This is a genomic window from Streptomyces sp. NPDC086766, assembly GCF_044746005.1.
In the GTDB taxonomy this organism is placed as follows: domain Bacteria; phylum Actinomycetota; class Actinomycetes; order Streptomycetales; family Streptomycetaceae; genus Streptomyces.
This window is the reverse complement of sequence record NZ_JBIVBI010000033.1, coordinates 1-17,131: the sequence shown is the minus strand read 5'-3', so window position 1 is coordinate 17,131 and position 17,131 is coordinate 1. Positions and strand designations below refer to the sequence as shown.

Here is a 17,131-nt window from a genome sequence, read left to right as displayed (position 1 = left end):
GTCGGTCGTACACGTGCTGTCAGGTGTCCATGAGCCCGTAGCGCAGGCGCAGCGGACGCAGGATGTCGAGGGTGTGTGCCTCGTTGTCGGCAAGCCGGGCGAACTCCGTCACCCGTGCCAGCTCGCGAGCCACCATGCGTCGCTCGGTCTCGTGCTGCAGATCGCTGGCAGCGCTAGGGGGGACGACGATGAAATCGACGATGTCCGCGCGTTCCTTTCCCGGTGCCTTGCGCAGGACGCGACCGCGGCGCTGAATGAACTGGCGCGGGTTAGAGGAGCTGGCCAGGAGGTAGGCGGTGCGGGCAGCCGGCACGTCCACTCCCTCGTCGAGACACTTCATCGACAGCAGGACCTGCAGTTGCGTGCCAGTGGCGAACTGGCGCAGCAGATGCTGGCGTTCAGGGCGTTTGGTTTCGGCCGTGTACGGGGCCGCGGGCATGCGCAGTTGCCTACCGACCATGGCCAGAGCCTGCTGTAGCTGAGTCGGCTCGTCCGGGTCACCGCCCTCGCAGGCCAGGGGGTGGCGGCCCTCGGCGCAGTACAGCAGCTGGTACCACTCGTTGCGCCGCGCGGTGATCTCGCGCAGCAGGGCGGGCAGCTTGGCACGGGCGTGTCCCAGAATGTTGGAACGTCGCCGCAGCAGCTGACCCAGCGGGCTGTCGTCGTCAGCGTCGTTAGAGAAGCCCTGAGCTGCGATGATCTTGGCGATTTTCTCGGTCACCTCGGCGTAGAGGTAGGCCTCCTCGTCGTCCAATTCGACCAAAACAGGCGTGTAGTTGTAGTGACACAGGGCCCCTGCGCGGATGGCGTCGCCGATGCCCATCTCGAAGACGATGTCTCCGAAATATTCCGTCAATGCCGCGGTGCCCTGGTCGTCGAACCAGCGCTCCGGTGTCGCCGACAAGCCCAGTCGGTACGCCGCGGATTCGGGAAGCTTCTCCCGCAGCCGTTGGGCGCCGAGGTTGTGACATTCATCGGCGATGACGAGGAGGCGGCCACGGTGGCGGGTCAGGATCGACTGCAGCGGGCCCGCTGCGAAAGTGGCGTTGGTAGTGACCAGGACTCCGCCCTGGGCACTGCCCAAAGCCAGGGCATCCAGGAGTGAAGAGGCTTTGCCATACCAGCTGCTGGTGGATTCGTAGGCGCGGATGGGCTGCACACCGAACCAGGCGATGTCTTTGCACCATTGATCGACCAGGTGCTGGTACGGGGCGATTACTAGGGTCAGCAGTCCCTGGTCGCGCTTTTGCAGCATGCGCGTCAGCTGGGCTGCAGCCGACAGCGCGGTCAGGGTCTTGCCCGTGCCGGTGGCCATGCGCAGGATGCCCCGGCCACCCTGAGCGAACCAGCGTTCGACGGCTTGTTTCTGGTAGTCCCGCACGGTCAGCTCAGCCGGGATCGCCAGCCGTCCGGAAGCCTCCGGGCGAGGCAAGGTGATCAGAGCGCCGTCCAGCAGTGGCAGTTCCAACTTGCCTGCCGGGGACTGGACGCAGCGTTGGATCACCGTGTGAGCAGCGGCGGAAAAGTCGATCACCCGTAGCAACGGAGTCCGGTCGTCCCAGAGGTCTTCGAAGTCCTGGCTGATGCGTACGGCTCGGCTCCGGTCGCCCGGTTCCCAGGTGCGAAAGACCTCAATGGATTCGAAATTGCCGACCAGCCCCGGCATGGTCTCGTTCGCACTGCCTTTGAACGCGACCAGGTCGTGACCGTCGCGGAAGATGCCGATCTTCTCGTGGTACATGCCGACCCGGTCGTGGGAGCTGATGTAGGCGAGCTTGATGTCAAGGCGTCCATCAGCGATGAGCAGGCCGAGCTTGTCCAGCCCGCTGGCCGCCCGCGGGTCTTGGGCTGCCTGTTCCAGGTCCCGCGCGGCTGCCTGCTCCAGCACGGCCCGCAATTCGTATCCGGCGTGGATCTGCTCCACGTCATCGGCGTTGAGTTGGGGGGAGGCGATGATGCGCATCATCCCGCCGCGAGCGGCGAAATCGTCCAGCCCCTGGCCGAGAACGGCCAGCACCGAGGCGCTGAAGTATCCGACCGCGCGGTCGTAGGAGGCTGCCGCGTCAAGGGCGGGAACGTAGAAGTCGCGGACGATGTCGCAGCGGTCGCTGCGGTAGTCGGCGTGCAGATCCGCCGCGCACAGCCTGTCGGGGTGCCGGCTCATCACAACCCCATGAGATTGATCAGGTCGTCGGAGGACGGCCCATCGTCGCTGGGAGCGACGCCGCCGGCCAGGGACGCCTCGCTGCTGTGTTCGCGGCGAACATCGCTGAGCCGGCGGACTACGCCGTTGCGTGCGGTGAAGGGACGCGACGAGGCGGACACGCGGACGCTGGCGGCGGCGATAGTGAACTCCCGGGTCAAGATGGTGACCAGTTCGTCGGTGGGGATCGACCCGCCGGCCCGGTCGACTTCCTGCGCGATCAGCTCCTTGATGCTGGTATAGGGGCGCAGCCCCCATTGCGCGAGGGCCCAGGAGTTCACGTCGCTGCGCACGAACCTGTCGTCTTTGGACAACTGGGCTTTGAGCGAGCGGACGTTCACGCCCGGGCCCATGTGATCCACCAGCAGCGGCCAGTCCAGCGGATGTCCGAGTTCCTCAAGCACAGCCAGAGCACGGTCGGTGAGTGGTGCGCGCCGCGCAGCCTCGGGTGCGACGGGCTCGTCGCCGGGCAGCTCGGCAAGATCCTCGGAGATTTCGGGGTCGGGAGCGTCGGCGGGCAGCTGCCAGCCGTCGGGCGCCGCGACCGCGGCGAGGGCGCGTGTCACCAGCGTCCGCAGTGGTTCGGGCAGTTCTTCACTGTCCCGCAGTAGGTCGGCGATCTGCTCACCCGGGCGCTGCGCGCAGGCATACACGCGAAGCTGCTCGAAGACTTCCTCCAACCGCGGCGCACGCTCCGGCGACGATCCCGGATGGGCGTCTGCGCGCGTCGAGGAGACGGGTGAGGGCGCGGCTGCAGCAGCAGCTGCATCGTCGAGGAGGGCGGCGGGACGCGGTGGCGCCAGTTCGTAGTCGCCATCCGTCGCTGCCGCACCGACGGGTCGCCGTTCGCGAGGGAGTTCGATCTGCTGGCCGCCGACGACGCATAGCCCGCAGTACTGAAGCCACTGCTCTGTGGCTTCGAGAGGACGCCCGGTGTCCTTGAGCAGCCGCGCGGCCGCGGGCAGCGACAGCACCTCCCCCGGGAGCAGGTCGAGGGCGCTGCGGGTCAATTTGCGGGCGTGCGCCAGCGAACCGCTGAACAGCCAGTCCCCGTCGCTGCTCCCCGACCAGTGCAAGGCGAGTAGGAGCTCAAGCACCTTCACCTCGCTGCCCGGCAGCCGGTCAGCAAGCCAGGGATGGCGGTCCATCAGGTCTGTCCGAGTGACGGGAGTCCGGGTTGCGGACTCAAACAGCTGCAAGGCGCAGGCGAGGTTGTGAGACGTTAGTGCCGCGTTCTGCAGCTGCTGGGGCAGCTCCTCCAGCAGCCGTGTCATCCATGACCGCATCGTGCGGTAGCGGACGGCCAGTTCATCGACCGGCACCGGGGCCCGTGCGCACAGGTGCTGGGTGATCAGGTCCTGCTGGCGAGCATCGAGAGAGACGAACCACCCCTGGACCACATGGTCGGGACTCTCGGGCTCGGCGTGCGCAGGCGAGGCGGGTGTGTGCGGGGGTTCGTCCTGGGACGGCTCCGGCTGCGGAAACAGGGCAGCAGCACGCACGAGAACCGCAAGGATGTCGCGCTTTGTATCGGTATGCAACCTTGCAAAGCGGGCGATGTTCGACGGCGTCAGATGAGCTACGTCGGCCAGTGTCCTGCCACCTGCGGCCTGAAGGACGTCCAGCGCCGTCGTCTCCAGTTCCAGCTCTGCCGTCGGCATCTGCTGAGGAAGTGACGGAAGCAGCAGGTGCAACGGTTGTGTGTCCAGCTCGGGTTCGTCGCCCCAGCCCAGAAAGGAAGCGAGCAGGTCGAAAACGTCGTCCATGTACGGGCGGCGTGCGCTTGTCTCCTCCGGTGTCTCGTGCAGCCACCATTGCGCCGGCCCTCCCATCCGCTGGAGTGCGAGCAACTGCTCGGGCCCCAGCTGATCCAGCCATGGCAGCACGATGTGCCACGTCGGCTTGAGCAACGAGAGCGAAGCTGACATCTTTTCCCACCCTGTTCGTGCCGGTGCACCCCGCTGCGGCGCCCGGCGGCAAGGACGCCCCTTTTGCCCTAGCCGCCGGGCACTGCTCACTTACTCAGCAGATCGTTCACACTGGTCACCGGCTCGTCTTCGGTCTCGTCGGCGCCGGCTGCACCGTCTTCACTCTCCCCCGGCGCGTCCTGCGGCTCCTGCGCGGGCACCCCGTGCTGGTCGATCTGCGCCAGCCAGTTCTGGTACGGCTCGTCAGAGCCGTAGAACCACTCCTTTAGAGCGCGTCCTAGCGCAGCACGGGCGGCCTTCTCCGCCTCTCCCCGCAGCTTCGTCTCAGCGACGCCGGGCCGGCTGGCCTTGAGAGCCTTCAGCTGCTGGTCCTGGCACAGGCTCAGGTACAGACCCCGCGAGGCGCTGAGCTTGTCGTCGAATCCGGCCCGATCGGTGAACCAATCGCAGATGTGCGTCCACGCCTGAGGGGTGTCCAGTATCTGCAACCAGAAGTAACGGAAATAGACCGCCTGCGGGGTGTCCATGTTGGCGATCTGGTTGAGGGGGTGAGCGACCCCGTTCTTGTTGAAGACGAGCCTGCGGTCCTTGGCCTTGCCCGCCTCCAGAGCGAAGTAGGCGTTCCAAGCCTTCACCAACGCCTCCGCGAACTGCGGCAGGTCCTTGACATCGGCACCGCCGGACTGGGCCTTGCGCAGCTCCCACAGCGAGCCCAGGGCCATCATCATGCCCAGCTGGCAGGCGTGGGTGTTGAACACGGCGTAGGCAGCTTTCGACTGCTTGAGCGCGGCACTGCGGCCGGAGTCCAAATACGCCTGGGCCCGGTAGGTTTCGAAGATCTCCTCCCGGCCCTTCAGGGCTTCCCAGGCTCGTATCACATCGGACTTGGTCGTCTTCCGGCCGGCGGTCTTCTCCTCCAGGTAGTGCTCGTAGCTGTCACGCAGCGTCCAGAACACACCCACCCCGCTGAACAGAGCGTCGTGGGCGAGGGTCAGGCCAGTGTCGTCTATGTGCCAGTCCTCCTTCAGCTGCGTCAGCGCCGTGGCGTGAGCCGCGTAGGGAGCGGTGCGCGAGAGCAGGGTGAGGATCGCCCGACCCCAAGTGGCGGCGAACTGGTCACTAATGGCGTCCATCCATCCCAAGGGGAACGCCGTGTTGCCGATCTTGTCCCGCTGGTAGGTGACGCCGCCTTCCTCAAGCTGATCGGGCAGGAGGCGGTCGAGGTCCAGCTGTTCCTGCATGAAAGCGTCCAGCTCCGTCTGGCTGAGCCGGCCGCCGATCTTCTGTGCAACGTTCCGCAGGTACTTGGGAGGGCCGAAGACGCACCGGTCGACGGCGAACTTCAGCAGGTGAATATTGGTCAGCACCGACCACCGGGCCGGCCTGGTGGAGTTCACCTCGGGATTGTCGTACTCCACCGCGTAGATGGGCAGCAGCGAGTCGCTCTTGTCATTACGCAGCTCGCTGAGCACACGGCGAGTGAGCACATTGCTCAATTCGGCGTCCGACAGCAGGATGATCCGGGACTCCGACGGCGGACGCGCTTCCTTGTTGACGTCCACGAACAGCTTGCGCGCAGCCTCATGGGGCCGGGCGTCCTCGCCGGTCTGATCGGGAAACCAGCACACGGTCACAGGCACTTCGATGCGGCTGAGGTCGACATCGCCGAAGTCCTCGAGCGCCTGGAGAACCTGGTTTTCGTAGAAAGAACGAAAGCGGGCACCGCCGGAGTTCTGCCAGCTCTTGGTCATCGTGCGCTCGATGGCCAAGAGAGCCATGGCGCGGTGCTGGCCATCGAGGACGACCAGCTGCGCCTCAGTCTTGTTCCACCACAGCTTGCCCACGCTGGCCGGGTGCAGACGGTCGTTGTCTCCGACCAGGCGCTGGACCTGGAACGCGGTACCCGCCTGCTCCTGCTGCCACTGGGCTCCGTCGTCGGGAACCACAGTGGGCTGGCCCAGCGGTTCGAAGTGTGAGGGGCGCTTGCCGCGGAAGGGCAGCAGCACCGCGACGATGGGCGGCAGAAACGCAGGCCCGGTCGGCTTGAGATCCAGCAGGTAGGGGATCAACTTGACCGCCACGCGGTGATCGTCCAGGTCACGCTGCAGCAGCTGGTTGAAGTCCAGATCGCCGGCTTCCATGACCTCACGTACGGGAGCCAGGCTCTTGGTGAGCTGGCGCTCGGGATCGTCGGTCTCCTCGCCGAGCCGCGCCTTGGTCATGATGTAGTCCACCCGGCCGGCCGGTGTGGTGAACGTGCCCCACGTTCCCTGCACGTAGTCGCGGAACGTGAGCTTGGTTCCTGAGCCGAACATCGTTTCCCTATTGCCTTCCGAGAATCGGCGCGTACAGCCGGTGGAGCAGCCACTCTGCTGATTGTGCAGTGTGGCGCAGATGCTTGAGCGTCACAGCGTCGTCTTCTTGATCGCCCAGATCGATCACCCAGGCTTCGAGCTGACGCATGGTCATGTTGCGAGCAGCTGCTCGCGCGCCGAACGTCTTTCCCTTCGCGCGAACCTCCGCGGCGTCCTCGGGGTGGTCACGCAGCCAGTCGTACGCCTTGGTGAAGTCACGGCGGTGGGTGCGCAGACGCTCGCGCAGGTTCTCCGCCACGCCGATGTACAGCGGTGAGGAGAACACCGGGGCGGCCATCTCGAGGATGGTGGCCAGCACCCGCCGCCGGTCCTGGCTGTCCAGCGAGTCCATGAGGATCGCTAGTCGCTTGTCTTCTTCCGCGGGGGAAGCGTCGGTTTCCTCGTCGGGTTGGCGCAGCGGCGTATCGAGTTCGAGGTCGCCCTCCCATGCGGCGCCGTAGGAACCGCGTCCACGCAAGGAGATGGGCAGCGGCTCGTAGTAGCCCGCGTACTTTCTGAGCAACCGCAGGAAGCCGTCAATGGCTTGATCGCCTTGCGGGCTTGGCTGCATCTTCCAGTCATGCGGACTCGCCCTGAAGCTCACATACCAGGCATATAGACCGGGCGCCTCAGGCGCTTCATCGACGTCCAGCATGGAGTAGCGGCTATGCGAGAGAGTATTCAAGGCCAATGCCCCTCATCCACCCATGCGGGGGGAACCATTCAGCCCGACCGTGCCCGCTTGGGCAAGACCGCTCGCGCGGTGCGATCGGGTCGCGCGCAGGCTGGCCCGACTCGCCTGCACATGGCTGCCGCATCGCAGCTGAGCGCCACTAGGATTCTTGGCGTCTACGTGCACTGATGGTCGACCCTCTCCCCCGATTACGACAGTGCCCCCGTAGGTTGCACCTTCAGCCGTTTGTGAAAAATTAGCGTAGGCGATCACACTGACATGCACGGCTCCCGGAAGGTTGCCCTTGGATACCAGTCTGTGATCCAACCCGGCGCCCCCTAGGGAGCCCGGACTGCACCCACTGCCGCGTGGGCCGCGTCAGCGCCCCTCCGCCTCAGCCATGGCTCGCCACCTGCAGGAACGACAGCCACCAACCGCCACACACTCAGAGATTCTCGCCATCCAGCGCGGACCGCGACGGACTCTCCATCGCATCCCCATGCGGCTCGCACACCTGCCGCCCACTCCGGCAGGGACCGCAACGCCTCACCCACCCCCAGAAGTGCTTGACCGTTGCACCTTTCACAATAAGATCACATGAAGGTCGCGCGCACCAGGCGCAGTACGAGGAGAGGCGCACCTGGATTGGCGCTGCGTGGGCCGTAGGGGGGTAAATCGATATATCGGGACGAGTGGCCAAGACTTCCAGGCGCAAGCGCCTGCCCACCGTCCGGAACGCCGGGTGAAGGCGTCGAGATGGGCCTTCAGGCAGGCAGCGCTACAGCGCGAGCACTCTGCCGGCTGCGAAGCCCAGATACGCAGATCCCCCAGGACGGTCTGCCTGGGGGATCAATGAGAGGGGCGTCAGGCAGGTACGACGGCGCCGACTAGGCCTTCGATCGTGGCCATCTGCTTGTCAGCGCCGAGATAGCCGATGCCACGGTGCAGGTGCACGGTCAGGATGCGCTGGATGTTGTCGTCGGTAGGTTCTTCGCCTATGGCGACGCAGCGCTGTTTGAGCAGGGCCAGGTAGAGGTCGCCGTGCTGTCCGGCGAAGGTCTTCCAGCTCATCTCGACGTTGGAGTCGGTGACGATGTCCTTCACCAGCGGGGTGGAGGGGTCCTTCAGCGACAGCAGCAGCGCCCAGCGGCACAACACGTTCCACTGGGTGATGCCCGTGGTGCGCTTGAGGTAGATCAGCCGGTCCTTGGCAGGCTGGGACAGGCGGACGTTGTCAACCGGCATGCTGGGCTCCTGCACTCCACCAATAGCCTTCGACGACGGCGGTGGTGAACTCAGTGTCGTCGTGGACGAGCGTGTAAGTGTGGGCGACGGACTTCTTCAAACGCCCGAGCAGGTACTCGTCGATCTCCTCGTCGGTGGACAGCAGGAGGACTTGGTCGCTGGCGTTGGGGAAGTAGCGGTCGACGAGGTGCTCGCGGTGACGGCTGTCGAGGCGGCCCAGAGGGGTATCGATGACGCTGGGCAGCCGGTTGCCGGCAACCCGCATCAGGCCCCACAGCAGAGAGACGGCCAGGAGCTGGCGCTCTCCGGCACTCAGGCGCGCTGGGTCGATGGCTTCGCCCTGAGCGTCTGCAAGGGTGAGGGTGAACTTGTCGGTGTCGATACGCAGGTCATGCACGAGAGATTGCTTGCGCATGAGGACCTTGAAGCTTTGCAGGACAGCCACTTCGAGTCGGCTGATGTGCCGTTCAAGGAGCGCGGAACCGAAACGTTCGAGAGTGTCGCGGGCCTTTTCGGAGTATCTGATGATCCGCTCGACTTCTTCCGCCTTGACCTTAGTGCGGACGAACTCCTTGTGGGCACGCTCCAGCAGGGTGGTGACGTGCTCGCGACGCCGCTTGAGGTCCTCCAGCTTGGCCGCGGCGCGATCGCAGGCGGCCTCGCGACGGGCGACCTCCACGATCTGCTCATCTCGGGCCACTTGTAGGGCCTCGACCTTGTCCTGGGCGGGAACGCCGGCGAGCTGCCGGTCCAGCTGGTCCAGTTGCTCGGCGAGTTCGGCGGCGCTGTGCAGCAGCTGCGCGGAGCGCTTGGTGTCCCGCTGGAGCAGTTCGTCGAGGACGGTGAGCTGGGCCAGTGCATCGTGCGGCAGGCGCAGATCCACCGGCAGCTCCGTCTTGGCGGCGCGGTCGGCGCGGTCGTCCTTCAGGCTCTTGATGACCTCGGCGCGGACGGTGTCCGGCATCAGCTCCAGCAGCCATCGGTCCCGCTCCTCCAGGACCTCAAGGACCTGAGCCGCGTGTTGCGCTTCCTGCTCGCTCTTGGCTTGCTGGCGCACGTCGTCCAAGAGCGGCTTGACCATCAGCAGCGGCAGGGGCCCGGCAGCGAGCTGCGTGAGCTCCGAACGCACCTGGGCCAGATGTGCAAGGGCCTGCTCCCTGTCGTTCTCCAGCTCGACGCGCCGGGTGAACAGCTCGCCGCCCTCGTCAGCGAACGCCTTCTCCAAGCTCTCCAGCTTGCGCTGCGCCTTGCCGAGCTCACTGCGGGACTGGGCGAGGTCCTGGTGGGCGATGTCGTACTGGGACAGCACCGCCTCCCGTTCGGTTTCCTGGGTGCGAATGTTATCCAGGAGGTGCTGCTCTTCGTCGGAGAGCTTCTGGCGCCGCTGCAGGGCCAGAAGATCGTTGCGCAGCTGCTGGACGGTGCTGACACCCAGCAGGGAATGCACGGCGGACTCGATGACGGAGGCTGCCCGTTCAGGGTTGGCCAGCGATTCGATCTTCTCGCCGTCGAAAAAGGCGAGGGAGGCGATCTCCAGGGGCAGCAAGGATTCGACGTGGTCGGCCCAGCCTTCGCTGAGCAGTCGGTTGTACTTCTCCTCCGGCACTGCATTGCGCTGCGTTTTTACACGCTCGCCGTAGGTCTCGTCGACGTAGACGTTGAGGAACTCTTTGAGGGTTTTACCGCCGATGTGCCAGCTGCGCACGACCCGGTAGTAGTGCTCGTGCCCACCGGCCATGACGGTGAACTCAAGGGTGATGGCAGACCCGCGGCTGGGATCGGCCTTGCGGTTGATGCTCTCCCGCAGGTACGTGTCGTACGCCTTGGTGCCGCGGCCGCTGCAGCGGGCACGGTTGCCGTAGAGCGCCAGCTGGATGGCGTCGAGGAGAGTCGTCTTGCCGCACCCGTTCAGCCCGCCGATCAAGACGATCGGCTTGTTCTTCTTGGGGGTGAGGTCGAGAGACTGCTTTCCGCGGTAGGCCCCGAATTCTTCGAGGGTGATCTTACGCAGGAGCATCGAGTTCGTTTTCGTCGTCGAAGGTCAGATTCTCGGCGATGTCGTCGCGCCACTTCTTCTTGCGTGTCGCGAATTCCACGGCGTCTTCGCGGTCTTCGTAATAGCCCTTCTGCACGGCCTGCTCAAGGGCCTGGAAGAGGCCGGAGCGGCGGGCCATGGTGCGGTACTTCCGCTCGACGGCAAGGAGTTCGCGGACCATGTTGTAGTGCAGGTCGTCGCCGTCGCACACCTGCTTCAGGACGTCCATCTCGTCGGAGCCCATGACGAGCTGCTCGTCGAGCGGGCCTCCCGGGAAGGGATCGCCGGTGGCCTCCTGGTAGATCCGCGGCAGGCTGTCTTCGACCTCGTGCTTGTCGAACACCCAGATTCGACGGATCTCGTGGAGTTCCTCGAGCGTGACCAGTTCGATGTTCTTCACGTGCGCGGGAGCGTGGGCGCGAATCCAGGTCTGGGCCCTTAGCAGTTCCTCCAGCCACTCCTCACGGTAGGACTGCAGGTAGGGACCGTGGATGGCGCCCTCGTTGAACAGCATTACCTTGCCGTTCATCCGGCGGAAGTCACGAGCCGGCTTGTCCGGGCGCGGGAAGGGGGCCTTGCGGCCGGGCGGGAGGTCCGGGTCACCCTCCGCATAGTGACCGAAGGGTGCATCGAGCTTGTTGCGCAGCTCCAGCAGGGGGAGCATCCACTCCTTTTCCTCGTCGTTCTGGATCATGGCGGACATGGACTTGTCCTCTTCGACGAGGGTGCAGGTCCAGCAGCCGAAGCGGCTGGAGCCGCAGGAGGGGGTGCTGGAATCAACCACGAGCGGGCACTCACCGTCGCCGGAAGCGCCCTGGTACATGGTGAGCAGGTCCTGATTGTTGTAGCCCCAGGGGTTGGGCTTCTGCATCAAGAACTCCCACACGTCGTCGTTGGTCCAGTCCTCAACGGGGCTGTAGACGAGAGAGTTCGGCAGGTTGGCGTTGGGTGAGAGGCGGTCGCGGACGCGTCGCTTCTCGTGCTTCTCCATGGCCCGGGCGCGGGCTTGGCTTTCCGCCTTGCGAATGCCCAAGACCATGATCGCCTCGCCATGGGCGGCGACCACGCTGCGGATGAAGGCGTTCGAAGGCTTGATCTTCAGGCGTTCGGTGCACCAGCGGAACTTCGGCCGCGGGGCGGGATAGCCCCGGCCGATCAGGTTCACCCAGAAGGTGTTTTTGATCTCCGGGGTGAGGCGGTGCGGCTCGATCGGCAGGTCCTGCGCCTGTGCCGCGTCCTGCATGGTGCCCAGCGAGGCAGACACCCAGGCGGCGACTACCGGATTCTCCACGAGGGTGTCGGTGCTGATGACATGCACGGTCTTGGTGCGCTGCTCGGCGGGCAGGTCGGTGAGGGCCATCCACACCAGCTGCAGGACGGCGGTGGAGTCCTTGCCTCCGCTGTAACCGATAACCCAGGGAACCTGGTCGGCGGTGTACAGCTCTCGGATCTCCGCCGTCAGTTCGGTGACGACCTCATCCAGAGAGCGTCCATCGAACGGCTTGCGGCGTACGGGGGTGAGCCCAAGATTGAGGGGGATGGTAGTCATGCCTCGCCTCGCAGGTATGCGTCTTCTACACGCTGCTCTTCCGGGCTCAGCTCCAGGCCCAGGTACTTACGCAGGTAATTAACGGTCAATGTCATATTTTGGTGGCTTTTGGAGACGCGGCCGCCAACGATGGCGCGCCCCTCCCAATCGGTGTTGGCGCGGGACCAATCCACGTCCTTCAGCGGAGCCAGCCGCTTCTTCCATGCGGTCGCCTTGGTGGACTCCCGCAGCAGCGAGTTGCCAATGCGGCCGAGCGCATGCAAGGCGATGCCGTGGCTGTGAATGAAGTCTCGGCGCATCTCCTGGGCGGAGAGCTGCTTATTGCGTACCAGCGCCCACTCCGGCAGTGCCGCATCCATGGCCTCCCAGAAGGACTGCACCAGCTTGGTCGCCTCGTCCTGCTTCAGGTCGAGGCCTTGAAGCAGGGACTGGTTGCCGTAGTAGAGGGCGCTGAGAGTGAACAGCTTGCGGGAGCGGGCGGAGAGGGTGCTCTTCTCCATCTCCACGAAGCCCCGGAAGATAGCCGAACGCTCGGTGAGAGCGCGGGTGATCTGAGCGTTGACATCCCGGTGGTCATACAGGACGCCGATGGAGCGTGCCGGGCGGACGGCGTGCCGGTTGAGGTCGGCGAACATCTGCTGCGACCGGGAGAGTCCGGCGTCGTGGAAGAAGACGACGGCGATGGTCTCGTCCCCGAGGTCGGGGTTCTCCTTCAGTGCGAGCTCGATGGCAGCCCGGCGATGCTGCCCGTCGTTGATGAGAAAGCGTGCGTCCATGGGGATGCGCAGCTGCCCCGCGCGGTGCGCGGATCCCTCTGCACCCTGACTCTCGAACACCATGTCCCCGTCCACGGAAGCGGTCAGGGCGCTGAAGACGTAGTCATCGGGGTTGTCCAAAATGTAGCGAGCGAGTGCCGGCAGGCGTCCCTTGTTGAGCACACGCTGGGCTCTCAGCTCAGCCGAGAGATCATCTTCATCAAAGAGGAAGATCTTCGGGATGAGCCGCAAGGGGCACATCGATGCATAGAACTCCCGACCCGCCTGCACTCCACGGATCGCAGGGAAGGTGTATTCAAAGCCCGTTGACGCCCGCGAGGCAGCCCGCCCCGCAGCCTTGCTCGCCGCTTCAGTCTGCACCCGTGCACTCTAACGTGTCTGTACGTCTCCTGAGAAACGTACGCCACTATCGCCTCGACGTACCCAGGCGCGCGGAGTGACGTACCGTTCCCCGGATGACGCGCCTGGAGCCCCGGCTACCTAAAACGAAGCACCGCAGATGCGGTGTCGATGTCGTGAAGCGTGAGCTTCGCGCACCGCGGTCCAGCGTGTACGTTAATCACTTGACGTACGACGTGTAGTGGAAGCGTGCAAAGAGGCGGGTGAGCGCCGTGGTGGCGTATCTGGACGTGGCGGCGACGACGCGGGTGGACCCCAGGGTCGCTGATGTCGTCCTGCACTGGATGACCGAAGACTTCGGCAACGCCGGCAGCCGCACTCACGAGTACGGCGCCCGTGCCAAGAAGGCGGTCCAGCAAGCCCGTTCCTTCCTTGCGAGCACCGTCGACGCCAAGACCGAGGAAGTAATCTTCACCAGCGGGGCCACGGAGTCCAACAACATCGCCCTGCTCGGCCTCTCCCCGTTCGGCGAGCGCACCGGCCGGAAACACATCATCACGTCCGCCATCGAGCACAAGGCCGTCCTCGAGCCCCTGTTGCACCTCGCGGAGAACCGCGGCTTCACTGTGGACCTTCTTGAACCGGGCCCCTCCGGCCGTATCACCGTCGAACAGGTGATGGAGCACCTGCGCCCCGACACCCTCGCCGTATCTCTGATGCACGTCAACAACGAGACCGGGGTCATCCAGCCCGTCGCCGAGCTGGCCGAACGCCTGCGAGCCACGCCGACCTACTTGCACGTGGACGCCGCCCAGGGATACGGCAAGATCGCCGGCGACCTGTCCGCGCCAATCGACCTGATCAGCATCAGCGGCCACAAGATCGGCGCGCCGAAGGGGGTCGGAGCACTCATCACACGACGTCGCGGCTGGGACAAGGTGCCGCTGGAGCCGATCATGTTCGGCGGCGGCCAGGAGAGGAAGCTGCGCCCCGGAACCCTCCCCGTCCCTTTGATCATGGGCCTCTACGAGGCCGCGAAGATCTTCCACGAGAGCCGGGATAACTGGGAGCGCGACGCGCGAGCGATGCGCGAGCAGATCTTGGAAGCACTCGGAAAGACACGCTTCCGCCTCAACGGAGATCAGACACACACCGTGCCGCACATCCTCAACGTGTCCTTCGACCAGCTCAACGCTGAAGCACTGATCGTCCGGCTCAAGGACCAGGTTGCCATTGCAACAGGGTCGGCGTGTACCAGCGCCTCTTACACCCCTAGCCACGTGCTCCAGGCGATGGGCCTTCCCGAGGATGTAGCCGCCAACGGGCTGAGGTTTTCCTGGTTCCCTCCGCAGGCGAGGGACTTCGACCCGCTTCCCATTGCCGAGACCATCGCCCGCATGCAGCCTCAGGAAGGCTGACCAGCCCTATGCCTCGGTGCGACGCACCAGGCGGTGCCCGCGCAGCTGCCGGCCGCACCTGACGAGCTCGGCCTCCCAGCCGTTTTCGGTCCCGATCAGGTGCGGCCGTTCATACAATCCCGCTCGCATCTCAGACTCGGTCAACCGGCGGTATCGCGGCACGTCCGGATCCTCCGGTGCCAGAAACTCGTGCTTGCGGTGCAGCAAGGGGCGGTTGGCCGAGCTCTCATAGGAGAGATGGGATACCTGAAGCGTCTGCAGGTCCACCATGTAGGAGGACCGGATCCGCGGATGCGGGTCCTTGTCAAAGTCCGGGTAGTCCAGCCAAGACACCGCTCGCCCTTGGTACTTGAGCTTGGCCACGGTCCACTGCTCCGGGCGACCGGCAGCGATCGATGCGCAGTGCTCGTACAAGCGCAATACCGTCGGGATCCGCTCCAGCGTGCGGCGATGCACGTACAGCGCTGTCGGTGTCACCTTGCCTGCGACGGAGGCGTTCATGGCATTACGCACATAGCCGTCGTCGCGGAGCTTGAACAGCAGTCGGTCAGCCCGCTGGCACGCCTCCTTGTAGGAGCTGAAGAACGTGCGTACGTCCTGCTGCAGCCCCACTGGCAGACTGCCAAACGGTCCACGGCCATTGAAGAGCTCCACCGCCAGATAGAGCAACGTGTTCAGCGTCGATCGCTTAGCCCCTGCAGTAGCCCGCTCAGGATCAGCACCATCCCGCACCAGGCGCTTGACCTCGCCGGGTCGCAGGTGAGCCAATAGCTCCGCAACAGTCCGCGGCATCTCCTCAATGCGCGGCGGACGTCCCTTACGCTCGAAGAAGTCCACCACCGCACTCACCGCTGAGGCAGTGTCCTCGGAAGCGAGCCACTCGGCATCTGGGATCACACGCTGGGCCAGATAGCTCAGACGGGCGCCCTCGTCCCGGAACGCGTAGACGACCCCTGGCGCAGCCGCCACCACCCGTGCGCCGGTCACCTGCTCCACGTACTCCCGCAGCTCACTTGGGGCATACAGGTGCTGGAACGTCTGTCGGCTCGTGAGCAGGCCGTCACCGAACGCCTGGCCGTGGACCTTTGACTTCTCCCATGTCAGCCGGGCTGAGACAACCAGCAGCGTCGAGGTCAGCTCCCACGCCTGCTGCAAGGTCCGCCGACGCTCCGCCGGATCCTCGATCACGTTGAGCACGTAGGTCAGCAACACCACGTCGTTTGCGGCCAGTTGCGTGTCGGAGCGGTAATACGGATCCCACCCAGCCACCTGGCAGTCCAGTTGCTCCAAAGCTCTGACATCGTCGCCACGGCCGCAGCCGTAATCGAGGATCGTCCGCTCAGGTACCAACTGGCGGTCCGCCAGCGCCTGACGCGCCGGCACCGACAACGCCATCCGCCCGATCGCCGTCCGACGACGCTCACTACCCCAGATTTGCTGCATAACAGACACCTGCGTCCAGGTAACGACATCATCAAGGAGGGTAGAAGACGCCCGCCCGGCACGCTCATGCAACGACGAACATGACCCCCAAGTGTCAGCAAGGCACCGTCACGCGGCGCATCCGTTGGCCGTGTGCTCCCAGATAATGATGTCTGCCGCTCGAAGAAGGCTGAGGGGCCTCCCGTCAGGCGTGCGGATGGGGACGATGAGGTCTTGGATCCAATCTCGGTGATGGCGTAGGTCTGCTTGCAGGAGCGGCCACAAGCGCCGAGGGGTGTCCTTGTAGGCTCCGGGAACTGGCTTTTGGCCAAGGTAGAACTGGTAGATGCTGCTGTCGAAAATCGGCACGAGGTTAGGCCGCTTGCGGTGGAGGATCTTGGTGACGGCAACGGCCTTGAAGTCGGGCAGCCCCGTACCGCCGGCTTCACCTGTAGCCACTAGTGCTCGATCGACCAGAGACCAAGGTCCCGTCAACGGATCCAGCGTCACGTCCAAGAAGTCCGCTGTCGCACACGCCTCATCCGACAGCACCGCTTCCATGGCCTGCAGGACTTCAGCCCCCGGGCCGTCAGGGTGGAACAACGGCACTACCTGCTTGTAGCCAATTCGAACGCTCAGCAGGGCCGGGGCCAGACAGTCCAACGGGCTCAATCGTTTCGGATCGCCCTGCCAGTCATACGTACGGAAGGCTCGAGGCCCCCGGGGATCTGTGTAGGTCTGCAGATGCCTCTCCGCACAACCACGCAGTGTTCCGATGGTCCTCACGTAGTCCCCCGCAGCCTCAACGGTTCGCACGGCAACGCCGCCGCTTTGATCAGAGCAGCCCTCGTGCGCATGCTACGAGCTGTGGACTATCTGTGGACCCATACTCGTCGAACAGTCGCGTATAGGGCTGCGGCCTGCGACGATGCTCGGAGGCAATCCCCCTATGGAGCCAATCCGTATGGCCGCAGCGTAGGAGCGCGGCCGCAGCCCTGCCCCATGTGTCCGGCTGTCCGATCGAACCTCCGACCTGGGTGATGAGCCGGATACCCCCAGCCCGACAGCTTCATAAGCGCCCACCGATGCCCGCCTGTCGGTGTGAGGTCTCAGGACTTCCTTGACGGTTTGTCGTCAGGAGATCCTTGACGGTCCTTCTGGGTTCCCATGCCTTTGACGTAGAGCCTGG

General features: G+C 64.9%; 11 protein-coding genes. 1 reads left to right on the top strand and 10 read right to left on the bottom strand.

What is annotated here, in order from left to right; translation table 11 throughout:
• Positions 1 to 19: 19 nt before the first annotated feature.
• The 8 genes from ACIPM1_RS32385 to dndB all read right to left on the bottom strand — a co-directional run bounded on the left by ACIPM1_RS32385 (position 20) and on the right by dndB (position 13,123).
• A complete protein-coding gene (locus ACIPM1_RS32385; protein ID WP_402440726.1) occupies positions 20 to 2,164 on the bottom strand; it encodes a DEAD/DEAH box helicase family protein in 2,145 nt (714 codons plus the stop codon).
• The gene (locus tag ACIPM1_RS32380; protein WP_402440725.1) at positions 2,164 to 4,131 is read right to left on the bottom strand and encodes a hypothetical protein; all 1,968 of its coding nucleotides are present in this window, start codon (positions 4,129 to 4,131) and stop codon (positions 2,164 to 2,166) included. Before ACIPM1_RS32380 ends, ACIPM1_RS32385 begins: the two co-directional genes overlap by 1 nt.
• An 86-nt stretch (positions 4,132 to 4,217) precedes the next feature.
• The gene (locus ACIPM1_RS32375) at positions 4,218 to 6,446 is read right to left on the bottom strand and encodes a hypothetical protein (protein ID WP_402440723.1); all 2,229 of its coding nucleotides are present in this window, start codon (positions 6,444 to 6,446) and stop codon (positions 4,218 to 4,220) included.
• 7 nt (positions 6,447 to 6,453) lie between these two features.
• Complete coding sequence (locus tag ACIPM1_RS32370) at positions 6,454 to 7,140, bottom strand: hypothetical protein (RefSeq protein ID WP_402440721.1); 687 nt, start codon at positions 7,138 to 7,140, stop codon at positions 6,454 to 6,456.
• An 882-nt stretch (positions 7,141 to 8,022) separates the two neighbouring features.
• On the bottom strand, positions 8,023 to 8,403 hold the full coding sequence (dndE, locus tag ACIPM1_RS32365; RefSeq protein WP_402440719.1) for a DNA sulfur modification protein DndE: 381 nt from the start codon (positions 8,401 to 8,403) through the stop codon (positions 8,023 to 8,025).
• Complete coding sequence (gene dndD, locus ACIPM1_RS32360; RefSeq protein WP_402440717.1) at positions 8,393 to 10,420, bottom strand: DNA sulfur modification protein DndD; 2,028 nt, start codon at positions 10,418 to 10,420, stop codon at positions 8,393 to 8,395. The genes dndE and dndD overlap by 11 nt, the downstream gene beginning before the upstream one ends.
• Entirely contained in the window at positions 10,407 to 11,987 is a 1,581-nt protein-coding gene (dndC, locus tag ACIPM1_RS32355; protein ID WP_402440715.1) for a DNA phosphorothioation system sulfurtransferase DndC, read from the bottom strand. The genes dndD and dndC overlap by 14 nt, the downstream gene beginning before the upstream one ends.
• Complete coding sequence (gene dndB / locus ACIPM1_RS32350; RefSeq protein WP_402440713.1) at positions 11,984 to 13,123, bottom strand: DNA sulfur modification protein DndB; 1,140 nt, start codon at positions 13,121 to 13,123, stop codon at positions 11,984 to 11,986. Before dndB ends, dndC begins: the two co-directional genes overlap by 4 nt.
• A gap of 242 nt (positions 13,124 to 13,365) precedes the next feature.
• On the opposite strand from dndB, the gene dndA reads away from it, so the two are divergent.
• Entirely contained in the window at positions 13,366 to 14,520 is a 1,155-nt protein-coding gene (gene dndA / locus ACIPM1_RS32345; RefSeq protein ID WP_402440711.1) for a cysteine desulfurase DndA, read from the top strand.
• A 6-nt stretch (positions 14,521 to 14,526) separates the two neighbouring features.
• Here dndA and ACIPM1_RS32340 read toward each other — a convergent pair whose 3' ends face one another.
• A complete protein-coding gene (locus tag ACIPM1_RS32340; protein ID WP_402440709.1) occupies positions 14,527 to 15,963 on the bottom strand; it encodes a DNA phosphorothioation-associated putative methyltransferase in 1,437 nt (478 codons plus the stop codon).
• Positions 15,964 to 16,071: 108 nt separating this feature from the next.
• On the bottom strand, positions 16,072 to 16,728 hold the full coding sequence (locus ACIPM1_RS32335) for a DUF6308 family protein (protein ID WP_402440708.1): 657 nt from the start codon (positions 16,726 to 16,728) through the stop codon (positions 16,072 to 16,074).
• Positions 16,729 to 17,131 lie beyond the last annotated feature (403 nt).

Bases quoted from the DNA above. Each gene is read 5' to 3' on its own strand.
- ACIPM1_RS32385 (WP_402440726.1), bottom strand. From the start codon at position 2,164: ATGAGCCGGCACCCCGACAGGCTGTGCGCGGCGGATCTGCACGCCGAC.
- ACIPM1_RS32380 (WP_402440725.1), bottom strand. From the start codon at position 4,131: ATGTCAGCTTCGCTCTCGTTGCTCAAGCCGACGTGGCACATCGTGCTG.
- ACIPM1_RS32375 (WP_402440723.1), bottom strand. From the start codon at position 6,446: ATGTTCGGCTCAGGAACCAAGCTCACGTTCCGCGACTACGTGCAGGGA.
- ACIPM1_RS32370 (WP_402440721.1), bottom strand. From the start codon at position 7,140: ATGCTGGACGTCGATGAAGCGCCTGAGGCGCCCGGTCTATATGCCTGG.
- dndE (WP_402440719.1), bottom strand. From the start codon at position 8,403: ATGCCGGTTGACAACGTCCGCCTGTCCCAGCCTGCCAAGGACCGGCTG.
- dndD (WP_402440717.1), bottom strand. From the start codon at position 10,420: ATGCTCCTGCGTAAGATCACCCTCGAAGAATTCGGGGCCTACCGCGGA.
- dndC (WP_402440715.1), bottom strand. From the start codon at position 11,987: ATGACTACCATCCCCCTCAATCTTGGGCTCACCCCCGTACGCCGCAAG.
- ACIPM1_RS32340 (WP_402440709.1), bottom strand. From the start codon at position 15,963: ATGCAGCAAATCTGGGGTAGTGAGCGTCGTCGGACGGCGATCGGGCGG.